The 12,051-nt window shown below is 69.1% G+C and carries 7 protein-coding genes; 2 read left to right on the plus strand and 5 right to left on the minus strand.

Annotation, left to right across the window (positions count from 1 at the left end):
• The first annotated feature begins 49 nt into the window (after positions 1-49).
• Positions 50-952: a LysR family transcriptional regulator gene (locus AB0I81_RS62680; RefSeq protein WP_360680051.1), complete on the plus strand. Its 903-nt coding sequence runs from the start codon at positions 50-52 to the stop codon at positions 950-952.
• Positions 953-1,216: 264 nt separating this feature from the next.
• Here AB0I81_RS62680 and AB0I81_RS62685 read toward each other — a convergent pair whose 3' ends face one another.
• The 5 genes from AB0I81_RS62685 to AB0I81_RS62705 form a co-directional block, all read right to left on the minus strand.
• Positions 1,217-2,962 (minus strand): ABC-F family ATP-binding cassette domain-containing protein, encoded by a 1,746-nt coding sequence (locus AB0I81_RS62685; RefSeq protein ID WP_360680054.1) that lies wholly within the window; start codon positions 2,960-2,962, stop codon positions 1,217-1,219.
• A 437-nt stretch (positions 2,963-3,399) separates the two neighbouring features.
• Positions 3,400-4,776 carry an MFS transporter gene (locus AB0I81_RS62690; protein WP_360680057.1) on the minus strand — a complete coding sequence of 459 codons (1,377 nt, stop codon included), beginning with the start codon at positions 4,774-4,776 and terminating at the stop codon, positions 3,400-3,402.
• Positions 4,777-5,020: 244 nt separating this feature from the next.
• A complete protein-coding gene (locus AB0I81_RS62695; RefSeq protein WP_360680060.1) occupies positions 5,021-5,230 on the minus strand; it encodes a hypothetical protein in 210 nt (69 codons plus the stop codon).
• Positions 5,227-5,736 carry a nuclear transport factor 2 family protein gene (locus tag AB0I81_RS62700; protein WP_360680063.1) on the minus strand — a complete coding sequence of 170 codons (510 nt, stop codon included), beginning with the start codon at positions 5,734-5,736 and terminating at the stop codon, positions 5,227-5,229. Before AB0I81_RS62700 ends, AB0I81_RS62695 begins: the two co-directional genes overlap by 4 nt.
• 696 nt (positions 5,737-6,432) lie before the next feature.
• Entirely contained in the window at positions 6,433-11,850 is a 5,418-nt protein-coding gene (locus tag AB0I81_RS62705; RefSeq protein WP_360680066.1) for a polymorphic toxin-type HINT domain-containing protein, read from the minus strand.
• Between AB0I81_RS62705 and AB0I81_RS62710 the strand changes: the two genes are divergently transcribed.
• Positions 11,843-12,051: hypothetical protein (locus AB0I81_RS62710; protein ID WP_360680069.1), on the plus strand; the 209-nt coding region annotated here is incomplete at its 3' end. The genes AB0I81_RS62705 and AB0I81_RS62710 overlap by 8 nt on opposite strands.

Raw genomic sequence — 12,051 nt, forward strand, 5'->3', positions numbered from 1 at the left:
GTACGGGCTAGACTCAGAACGGATCGTTATCAATCGGCCAGGAGGGCACGTGGCGCCGGACACGGTGAGCCTGCGGTACTTCCTGGTGCTGGCGCAGGAGTTGAACTTCACCCGCGCGGCCGCACGGATCGGTATCGCACAACCCGCACTCAGCGCCCGGATGCGCCGATTGGAGACGGAACTCGGTACGGCCCTGCTGGTCCGCAACACGCGTAGCGTCGTATTGACCACGGCCGGTGCGGCTCTGGCGGAGTCCGCGCCGCCCGCGCTGGCGGCGCTGGACCGGGCATGGGACACCGCCCGGAGCGCGGCGGCCGGTGAACTGGGCACGCTGCGCATCGGATACAGCCTCAGCGCCGGGGCCGAGACGGCACCGGCCCTGGTGGACAGGCTGATGCGCGGCAACAGCGGACTCGAGGTCGGCGCGGTCCCGATGGCGACACCGGAGATCTCCCCCGCGGTCGCCGACGGCCGCATCGATGCCGGGATCACCCGCGGTGAACAGCCGGGCCGTGGCGTGCGCCGGTACCTGCTGCGGCGTATGCGCGTCGGGGTCCAGCTGGCGCAGCACCATCCGCTGGCCGAACACCCGGAGATCGAGATCGCCGACGCGGCCGCGTATCCGCTGCGACTCCCGGACCGTGCGGCCAACCCCGCGATCCACGATCAGCTGTCCGCCCTGTTCCGAGACACCCGGCCACACCCCCGATTCCACGCGCCCGCGGTCTCTTTCGACATGTCTCAGCGCGACCTGCGCGACGGGGTCACCCTCGCCCCGGCCGGAGAAGCCGCGGCCACGGCAGCACCGGCCGGTCTCACCTGGCGACCGCTGCGGGGAGCACCCAGCCTGACGATCCACCTGGTACTCCCCCGCGAGCAGTCGCCGCTACACCGCCGCATCCGTGCCGTCGCCAAAACCCTGGCGCACGAGCTGCACTGGCTGCCGGGCTGACACGCAAGAGGCCAAGCGAAGCGGACGCCCGCGGCGGCGAGGCCGAAGACCTTGCGCGGTGATGACGACGACGGCGGTCTTGCTGAATCTCCGACACGACCTCGCTACGAGGACGATTCTCATCCTGGCGGTGATCGAGCACGCCACCAGGCGGCGTTCTCCCCGAATACTCGCAAGCCGCTTGACCTGCAGGCGCGCAGCCGTAGATGACGTGGCGTGGCCCGCCCCCCACGTTCGGCCGGTCCTTCTGGTGGCCGCCGCCGGTCATGTGACTGCGCCTTCGGCCAGTTCGAGGCGGGTGCCGGTGAACGCAGCCCGCAGGCGGCGGTCGTGCGTGACCACGACCAGCGCCCCCTGGTACGAGGCCAGCGCCTGCTCCAGTTGCTCGACGAGCATCGGGGACAGGTGGTTGGTCGGCTCGTCCAGCAGCAGCAGGTCCGCGGGTTCGCTCACCAGCCGCGCCAGGTCGATCCTGCGTCGCTGCCCGTAGGACAGTTCCCCGAGGCGCAACCCCAGCTCGTCCGGGCGGAACAGGCCCAGGGCGAGCAGCGCGTCCGCGTGCTCGTCCAGGCTTCCCGGGCGTCCGGCCGCGTAGGCCCGCAGCACCGTCCGGTCCTGCCGGAGGAGCCCCGCCGGCCACGCCTCCTCAGCGTCCGGCTCGTCCTGGCGGAAGAACCCGGCCCGCGGCCCGTCGGCAGCCGGCTCGTCCTGGCGGAAGAAGCCGGCCCGGCCGGTACGCCGTACCGCGCCCGTGTCCGGTCGCAATTCTCCGGCGAGGACCCGCAAGAGCGTGGTCTTGCCCGCGCCATTCGGGCCGGTGACGAGCAGACGCTCGCCGGCGCGTACGGTCAGGGAGTCCAGGTGGAGTCGTCCCGCCACCACCACACCGTCGAGCGCGGCCACCTCGGCGCCGACATCCGCGCCCGTCGTCGCGAGGGCGGCGGTGAAGCGCAGCGGCTCGGGCGGCGGCGGCGCGGGGTGGTCGGTGAGCCACCGCAACCGCTGCTGGGACTGCCGGATACGCCCGGCCGCCCCGTGCGCACGCGAGCGCGCCCGCCAGGCGCCGGTGCCCATGCCCGCCTGAGCCACCTTGCGGGGGATCACCTGCATCCGGCCCGCGTTGGCCGACACCAGCGTGGCATGCCGGTCCAGCTCCGCCTTCCACTCCTCGTGGGCGCGGGCCTGCGCGGCCCGTTCGGCGGCCTTGGCGGCGAGGTATCCGGCGTATCCGTCGCCGTAGCGGCGTACCTGCCCGTCGGCCACCTCGACGATCGCGGTCGTCACCCGCTCCAGGAACAGCCGGTCGTGCGTGATCACCACGACTGTGCCCCGGTGGGCGCGCAGGCGCCGTTCGAGCCAGGCGGTGGCCGCGTCGTCCAGGTCGTTGGTCGGCTCGTCGAGGAGCAGCAGTTCGGGGGCGGAGGCCAGCGTGGCGGCCAGGGCCAGCCGGGCGCGTTCGCCGCCGGAGAGCGTGCCGAGCGGGCGGCTCCGGTCGAGGCCGGGCAGCCCGAGGCCGTGCAGCGCGACCTCCACCCGCGTGTCGGCCTCGTACCCGCCCCGCGCCTCGAACTCCGCCACCAGCCGGGCATAACCCGTGAGCCCGTCACTGGCTCCGGCACCCGCTCCGGCACCCGCTCCGGCATCCGCTTCGGCGTCCCGGCCGGGCGCGCTGCCGGCGAGGATGCGTTCGGCCGTCCGCATCCGGGCTTCCAGTTCGCGCAGGTCGGCCAGGGCCAGGTCCACGGCGTCGGCGACGGTGGCGTGCGGCGGCAGCGCGAGCGACTGCGGAAGGTAGCCGATGCCGCCGGGCGCGACGACCACCGGGTCGCCGTTGTCCGGACGTTCCACGCCCGCCATCAGCTTGAGCAGCGTCGACTTGCCCGACCCGTTGTCACCGATCACCCCGAGCCGCTCGCCGGGCTTGACGGTGAGAGACACCCGATCCAGGACGATCCGGGTGCCGTAGCGCTTGGTGATCTCGTTGAGTGCCAGTTGTGCGGGAGTGCGCAAAGCGCCCCATCTCCTGTCGTCGTTGCCGATTGGTCTGCGTGATCAGCCCGGAGCCTTGCGGCTCAGGTGCTCCCGGGCCGGTACTCCGAGGCCCTCGACACGCCGGTGATGCACCGAACACGGCCAGCCGTCACGCGATCCTCCTTTAAGACGATACGTTGCGTCTCGGGATATGTCTGAGTATGTTCACTCGCGCGCCCTGTGTCAAGACGGACCGTATCGTCTCGTTTGAAGAAAGTTCTCGGCGGCGCGGACCCGTACAAAGCCGGACACAGGACGATGACACACGCGGCCGCCGGGTGCATGTCACCCCCGCGGGCTCCCAGCTGATCCAGGCTTTTGACGAGGCCGGCATGCTCCGCGCGGCGGCCGGGAGCCCGTGCGGGACCGACCGTACCTGCGGGATCGGGGCTAACTGGCGGGCCGAAATCTCTAGCTCAACCGTTATCGGGTTGGGTTGGTGAGGTGGCAGGGCGGGTGGAGGCCAGATGGGTGGCGGCCACGGCGGTGCCGAGCGCCACGATGGCGGCCAGGATCAGGCTGACGCGCAGCCCGTGCTCGAACCCGGCCGGAGCGGAGATCAAGGTGCCGAAGACGGCCACGGCCAGAGCCCCGCCGATCTGGCGGCTGGCGTTGAACACGCCGCTGGCTGTGCCGCTCTGATCAGCGGATACGTGCTCCAGCAGCAGTGCGGCGGTCGCGGGCATCACCAGCGGGCCGGACAGTCCCACCGGTACCAGCAACAGCGCGGTCACCCACACCGGCATCGACTCCGGCGCCAGGACCAGTGCCACGGACCCGGCCGCGCTCAGCACAAGACCGCAGATGATCGGCACGCGAGGGCCGGTACGTTCCACGATCCACGTGGAGCAGGGGATCAGGCAGGCGCCGGGCAACATCATCGGCAGGAACGCGAGCCCGGCGCCCAGCGCTGACAGGCCGTGCCGTTCCTGAAAGTGCAGGCTGAACAGGAACGGCAGCCCATAGAAGCCGACCGTGAACGCGAATCCGATGCCGTTGGCGATCATCACCGTGGCCGAGCGGAGCAGTTCCGGCGGCACCATCGGATGCCTCCCCTTGGCCTGCGCGGCCACGAACGCGGCGAACGCCACCATGGCGATGCCCAGGGCGACCAGGACCTCCGGCGCGGTGAGCCCGACCCGTCCCGCCTCGATCGCGGCGAAGGTCAGCCCGCCGATCGCGAGTATGGCGGTGGCCTGCCCGAGCCAGTCGAACGGTGTCAGGCGGGTCGGCGACCGGGAAGCGTGGGCCAGCAGCAGCAGAATGACGATGCCCAGCGGCAGATTGATCCAGAAGATCAGCCGCCAGGACACCTGGGTCAGCACACCACCCAGCACCGGGCCTGCGGCGGCGGCCACCGCGCCGCCCATCGCCCACAGCCCCACCGCGCGAGTACGGGCCACCGGATCAGGAAAGGCGTGACGCACCAACGCCAACAGCGTCGGCATGATGATGGCCGCTCCGATTCCCTGCACCACCCGCGCGCCGATCAGCACCGGCAGCGATGGAGCCAGCGCGCAGGCCACCGAGGCGATCACGAACGACATCAGCCCTCCGGCCAGCACTCCGCGGGCCCCGTACCGGTCCGACAGGGCGCCGGTCGACAGCAACAGGGCGGCCAACATCAGGGTGTAGACGTCCACCACCCACTGCAGGCCGGTGATGCCGCCCCCTAGCTCGTCGTGGATCGAGGGCAGCGCGACGTTCACGATGGTCGCGTCCAAGGTGATGATGGAGAATCCCAGGACGGCGGCGGCCAGCGGCGCCGTGGTCTGCCGGGTGCCGTCGCGCACGTCTGTCTTCCTTTCGGGAAGGAGCCTGGGCTTCGGCACGGTGTGTCGGCGGGGCTCTACGGTGTGCGCGAAGAACCCCGCTCGCGGGTCAGGAGATAGGCGGCGCCAGGTCGTACATGCCGAAGAGCACGGTGCCGGGCGCGGTGTGATCTTCGGCGAGGAAAACATTTCCCGGCTGCCCGGACGAACTCCGCGCAGCCGAGCGTCCCGTCGGCGTCGGAGTCCAGCCATGAGAACGCCACCGTCACCGCCGACTCTGTGACGCCCAGCACCGACAGGTGAACTCCTCCTCGTTGATCGCGTTCTCGTAACCGGTGAGCACGGCGTGAACGATGCCGTTCAGAGCCCGGAAGACTGGTCCGGGACTGACCAGGCAGTGCGCGGCGAAGAAGGTCTCAACGTCCACGTGTTCGGCGTCGTCGCCGTGGCCGAGGAGTTCGCTCCAGTCGGTCAATGCCTTCGGCGGGCATCGTGGAACTCCTCGCGCGGCTTGCCGGCCTGCGTCGTGCTGGGCTTGACCCGGTACCACAGCTCGTCGAAGGAGGTGCTGTCGTAAAAGGCGACGCCCTCGGCGACCTTGCCGGCACGAACCTTCATGATCCACACGTAGCTGTTGGTGTAGGACTTCCCATCGTTGGCGACGCCACGTCCGGCCCAGTACACGATCATCGTGTCCCCGTCGCAGAAGATCTGGTGGATGCGGGTCGGGCGGAAGGGCGTCGCCGACCTGTCGAAGCGGGCCTCGAAGGGCTCGGCGACTTCCTCGACGAACTGCTGCCTGCTCCGGTACACCTTGGAGATCGCCGAGCGTCCCTCGATGCGCCAGACGATGCCGGGGGCGAAGACGTCGGCGATGGGACGCTTGCCCGTACGCCAGGCTTCGAAAGCGTCGCTTACTACGCGCCGACCGGCTTCGTTGCATCCTTTCTTGGCGCTCGCGGGGTGAGTGGTGAGGTCCACCGCCAGAAGAGAAGTAGTGGCGAGCACGAAAAGGCCGCAAATCCGACCTATTTTCTTGAAGTATGTCATAGTTTTCCTTGCTCGCGATTTGGGTGTGCCTCCTTTTCGTTGCCCTGTTAAGAACTTGGCCCACCTGCTGGAAAGGGAAAATTGGGATAAACTAAGGGATGGGCGTGCAGGGCGCAGGCCTCGGTCCGACGGCGCTGAGTCAATACCGACGGTCGAAAGGAAGTACCCCCATGCCGGCATTGTGGACGTTATATGCACCCCGGCCACCGACCAGCGCAACACCTTCGATCCGCCGCTCACCTTCAGGCCCCAATCAGTCACCGTCCGGAATTAGACGCGTTACGGACCCTGCGTCTCCTTGAGCAACCCCCGGCTGGTCTCGGGATCTCGCGTCAGCCGAACCGTCGACCGCGATCTGAGCTGCCTTGATCTCCTGGTCAGCGGCTCCGCGACGTTCACGATCAGATGGAATACCGGCCAGACCTCAACCATCACCGCCCACCGCACCGCCACCATCGCCGCTGCGGCAATGGTCGTCACCCACAACGGCACGGTCGTCGAGCCGGCGGCCGGTCGAGAGAGTCGCGGCAGGGGGACGATGGCGTGGCCCGACGCCCAATCCCGCAGACAGGCCGCAGCCCCGGCAGGTCCGTTCGCGGGAGCTGCCGGGGCTGCGGTTTCGGAGCGTTACTGGTTGCCGGGTCGTGACAGGAATGCCAGGGCGGCTTGCAGGTAGTCGTTCCGCTTGTCGTTGTCGTCGCCGACCGCGGCCCGGCGGGCGAGGATGGGCCGGTAGTAGTCCTCGACCAGTCTTTCCAGGCCGTGTCTCTCGTCCAGGACGTCCGTCCTGTAGAGCACCACTTGGCGGAGATCGGGGTACTTACGCCCATGCTTGCCGAGCCGGTCGCGCAGGTCGGTGGCCATGCCGGTCCTGACCACCTGCCCGTTCGGGCCCACCAGCGCGTAGACGCCACCCTTGGCGTTGGGATCGCCGATGGTCCGGAACTCCCCCGGGGGGATTCTGTCGGGGAGGTTGAGACAGTTGATGTTGTGCACCAGGACCGGCGTGGCGTCCGCCAGTACGTAGTACGTGTGCAGACCGTCGACGGTCAGGTTGTGCACCCGCTTCGTCGCGCTCCACGCGCTGGTCGCCTCGACCTGGACGTAGTCGCCGGCCGAGGTCCGCAGCCACATGCCCGGCCGGAGGGCTTCGGCGTCGACCCAGCGGCCCAGGCTCGACGCCCAGAACGGGTGCCCGCCGGTCGCGGTGATGTCGGCGGTCTTCTCGCCCAGCGCACCGTCAATGTCGACGGTGACCTTCACCAGGTCCTTGTCGCCGTCGCCGGTGATGACGCCGGTGACGACCCTGGATTCGGTGCGGCCGGTCTTGGGGTCGGTGGCCAGGACCGCATCGCCGATCTTGACCTCCTCGATCGCCTTGGTGCTGCCGTCGGCCATCAGCACCCGGGTACCCGGGGTGAAGCTGTTGAGGGCGCAGCCGCCGGGAGCGTCGGTCCTGCGGAATCTCTGGGCGACGTCACCCGCCCGTTCGGACACCCACTCGGTGGCTCGCCGGCCGACCCCGGTGTTACCGACGAACTCGGCGGCGCGCTCGACCACCCTGAGCTTGCCGAGCGCGGCCTCCGCGCCCGCTTGGGCCACCGCCAGGCCGCCTTCGGTGACGCCCTCCTGCCAGGTCTTACGGCCTTCGGCGACGTCGTTGACCGTGCCGGCCACCGCCCTGGCGCCCTGGTAGGCGCTGTAGGCGGTCATGCCCCACATGACGCCCTTGCCGACCAGGATGGCCGCAGGCACCAGGAAGACCAGGTTGCCGTCGGGGTCGGAGTTCTGGATCGGGTTGTTGTAGCCGTACCCGTACAGGTTCAGGTTGCCCGGGTTGTAGACCCCGTCGTTGCCCTCACCGTCTAGATAGTCGTCGATGATCGGGTCAGGGGACTTCCACAAGCCCATGCGCGGGTCGTAGTAGCGCGACCCGTGGTAGTAGTAGCCAGTCTCGGGATCGAGTTCCTTGCCGGTGAACTGGTACGGGTTGAACTGGCCGGGGCTCTCCTCGACCCAGGTCTCGCCGCCGGGGAAGTAGTTGAGATGTTCGGCCAGCCGGCCGTTGCCGTCGGTGCCGAACGTGGTCGAGCCGACCTGGTCGCCGTGGTAGAAGAACTGGTCCTTCTCGAAGTAGTTGCCCGATTTGGCGGTCTTGGTGGCGATCCGGGTGGTGCCGACGAAGACGTGCTTGAACTCGGTCTGGTTGCGGGCGGTGTAGTTCTGGTTCGGGTACAGCGTGGTCTGCGAGCTGTCCTTGACCACCCGTTCGCCCTGGTCGTCGTAGGTGAAGCGGACGGTGGGCGGCTTGCCGTGGTCGTCGCAGGCCGACGGGTCCTGCGGCCGGGTGTCGCTCTTGGTGGTGTCGTGCACGCAGGCCAGCCGGTTGTCCTCGTCCCAGATGAGCTGGCGGCGGGGCTTGCCGTACTGGTCGGACTCCTGGTTGATGAGGTTGCCGTTGTCGTCGTACCGCATCTCGTCCGGGCCGACCTCGGTCGGCGCGTGCGGGCGGGAGCCGAAGCTGTAGACGTGGGAGTAGGTGGTGTCCTGCTGCACCTGCTCGCTGCCGTTGCTGGCGACGATGGCGTGCCGCTGCTGCTTGCCGACGATGTTGTGGACCGTGTCGTAGGTCAGCCGGAAGGCGTAGCTGTCGGTCTTGTGGATGTCCGGCGTGTACTGGCCGGTGGCCTGGGTCAGCCGGTAGAGGTTGTCGTAGACGTAGGTCTGGGTGGACGGCCCGCCCAGTTCGGGGGTGGTGGAGCCGTCGGGGATGTTGGTGTCGTTCTGCAGCCGGGTGATGTTGCCGACGTCGTCGTAGCTGTAGCGGTAGCGCTGGAACTCATACCCCGAGGGCAGGGTCGAGCTGAGCAGCGCCAGGCTGCGGTCGGCGGCGTCGTAGGTGAACGTGGTGGAGGTGCCGTTGCCGAGTGAGATCTTGGCGCGCTGCTCGAACTTGTCGTACAACATGTCGCGCAGGTACGGGTAGGTGTAGGCGCCCTTGACGCCGGTGGCCGTGATCACCTGGCCGCCGGAGTCGTAGCCGTAGGTCAGCGACTCGCCGTCGGGGTAGGTGAGCTGCAGCACTCGGCCGAAGCTGTCGTACCGGTAGCCGGTGGTGAAGGTCTTCTTGTGGTGGTATCCGGGGCCGGGCAGGACCTTGGTCTCCGAGGTGATCTCGCCGAGCGGCCCGTACTGGCGGGTGGTCACGCCGCCCGCGTCCTCGACCTTGGTGATCCTGCCCGCGCCGTTGTAGGCGGCGCCGGGGTCGCCGTAGGTGTAGCGGACGTCGTTGTCCTGGAAGACCGGGTAATCGATCTTCGCCAGCCGGTTGAAGTCGTACTCGTAGGAGATCTTCTTGTCCCGGTCGGCCAGGTTCGCGGTGACCTTGCTGGTCACGTTGCCGGCCAGGTCGTAGCCGGTGCTGGTGCGGCCGGAGTCGGGGCTGGTCACCGTCGTGCGACGGCCGAAGTCGTCGTAGGCGGTGGTGGTGTGGTTGTCCTGGTCGTCGGTGACCTTGGTGAGCTGGCTCAGCGGGTCGTACACGTAGCTGGTCCATAGCGGCGGGCCGCCGTTGACCGGGTTCGGCTCCCGCACCGAGGTCATCTGGTCCCGTACGTCGGTGAAGGTGACCTTGGTGTTGCCCTCGGCGTCGGTCACCGTGGTGGAGAACTGCCGCGTGCCGGCACGGTCGTTGCCGAACCCGTAGGCCGTGGTGCTGCCCGTGCCGTCCGGCAGCACGGTCCGCACCGGCCTGTCCAGCACGTCGAATTCGTTCGTGGTCGGGTACACCCGGTCGAAGGTGGCGTTGAACCTGGTGTTGGCCGCGCCCTTGGCCTCGTTGACCGGGTAGTACTGCTCGACCATACGACCGAACTCGTCGTAGACCGCCCGCCCGGAGACGGTCATCTGGTCGACGCCGCCGATCCTGGCGTCCTTCTTGGTCTGCACGACCCGGTTCAGGCCGTCGGTGAAGGTGACGGTGTCGATGGTGTCGGCCTTGACCGATCCGTCCGTGGCCCGGTCCAGGTGGCGGGTGACGGCGTACGGGACGGTCGCCTCGGGGTGGTACTCGAAGGCGATGGTCGGCTTGCCGGCCCCGTGGTCGTGCGGCCCTGTCGCGGTGGCGACCCGGCCGACGTCGTCGTAGGTGTTGACCGTCCGCTGGTTGTTGATGTCCACGGTGGTCTCGGCCTGGCCGAACTTCAGGTTGTAGGTGGCGGTGGAGACGTAGCCGTGGCTGTCCTGGATGGCGGTGACGTACGTGCCGGTCGTCTCGTCGTAGGTGTAGGTCAGCTTGAAGCGCTGCCCCTTGTGGTTGGCCGGCCCGGTCAGGGTGGCCAACGTGCCGCCCGGGTGGTAGGTCGCGTCGGTGACCGCGGTCTTGTCGTCGCCCAGCTTGGCCCGGTGCCGGGTCATGTTGCCGGTGGCGCAGTCGATGTCGGCCTCGCTGCGCCGCATGACCTTGCCGCCGCCGCGCACCTCGGACTTGTTGGCCGCATCGATGATGTGGGTGTCGGCACAGTCCGCGAAGCCGACCGTGCTGACCACGTCGTCGGCGCTGCCGCTCTCGCCGTAGTCGCTCGTCTTGGTGATGTTGCCGTTCTTGTCGTAGACCAGTTCGACCCGGGTCTGCTTGCCCGGCTGGGGCTGGCCCTCGTACCAGCGCTCATCCGTCCTGACCAGCATCGGGAAGATCGCCGCGGAGGTGCTGGCGCCGTCGCCGGTTCCGCCCGTGGCGACGTCGCGCAGCTCGTACGTGCGCAGTTCCTCGGTGAACGGCCGGCCCTCGCCGTCGGCGGTGAGCGTACGGGTGGACAGGCCGCGCGTGTAGTGGCTGCTGGTGTCGTAGGTGGAGCTGAGGGTCCGTTGGACGGTGCCGTCGCGGTCTCGGCCCTGGGTCGTCACCGTGGCGTAGCCGCGGAACTCCCGCTCCAGCCGGTCGAACACGCCGCCCGCGTAACCGATGGTGGTGTGCTGGACATCCTGACCGTCCCCGGCCAGGCCGTCGTCGGTCTTGACCGAGCTCAGCACGTATCGCGAGGACGGCAGGTCGTAGGTGTTGCCGTCGCGCGCGTAGTCCAGCTCGATCACCGCGCGCATCGGCCGCTTGACCGTCTTGAGCAGGTTGGTACGTCCTGTCTGGTTGGCCGCCACCGTCAACTGGTTGTCGGTGCTGGAGGCCAGGTGGTCGGCGAAGCCGTCGCCGTTGATGTCCCGCAGGACCTGTGAGGCGCGCGAGGCTCCGGTCGAGGTGTCCGCGCCGGGGTTGATGATGACGAACCCGCCGATGCCGAACGCGATCGGGATCGAGATGGTGAAGTACGCGCCCGCCCCCAGCCGGGCGTTGACGTCGCCGTTCAGCCCGGACAGGCTGCCGCCGAACGCCACCGGGGCGGCGAACCCGCTGCCGGTGTTGATCGCCACCCTGATCGGCGAACCGGCGAACACCCGGTCGGCCAGGTTGTCGCCGTTGACGTCGGTCAGGGTGGCCGAGGTGGTGCTGTCGCCCTGGTTCAGCGACGCGCCGCCGGCGAAACCGTAGAAGTCGGTGTTGAAACCGATGTTCACGCCGGAGTTGTCGCTGCTGCCGTCGTTCAGCGGCCCGCCCGGCCACGGCTCGGGGGCCGCGAACCGGTAGCCGAGGTTGAGCGCCGCGCGCCCATCCTCGAACACCCGGTCCGGCAGCGCGTCGCCGTTGATGTCCAGCAGGTCAGTTTCGGCGTCGGAGGTGCCCGTGCCCAGGTTGCCGCCGATGCCGAGCGGCGGCATGTCGTTGCCGGACGACGAGGTGTTGGCCGTCGCCGTCCCGCTCGGTGCGGCGTCACCGCGGCCGGTGGTGATCGTCCTGGCCGCGCTGCCCGCGCTGGCGTTGCCCGAGACGTTGTCCGAGGAGCGCACCGCGCCGCCCGGCGTGTCACCGCGCGTGCTGCCGAGCACCCCGGACGGGTCGGTGTACTGGATGCCGCCCGCACCTACCACGTCGGGGAAGCCGTCGCCGTTCATGTCGAAGTAGTCCAGCTCGCCGCTGGAGGTGCCGGTGGACACACTGCCACCGACACTGCCCACCCCGCCGCCGACACTGCCGGTCACCGAGATCTGCTGGGAACGGGACATGCGCGGCACCGCGCGGACACCGGAGACATCGGCCGCGGCGGGCAACCCGATCGACTGCCCACCCAGCCGCGAACTGGTCACCGTCGCGCCCGAGATCGACAGGTCCGCACCCGAGGCCCAGCTGTTACGATC

The sequence above is a fragment of the Nonomuraea sp. NPDC050404 genome (assembly GCF_040655495.1).
Classification (GTDB): domain Bacteria; phylum Actinomycetota; class Actinomycetes; order Streptosporangiales; family Streptosporangiaceae; genus Nonomuraea.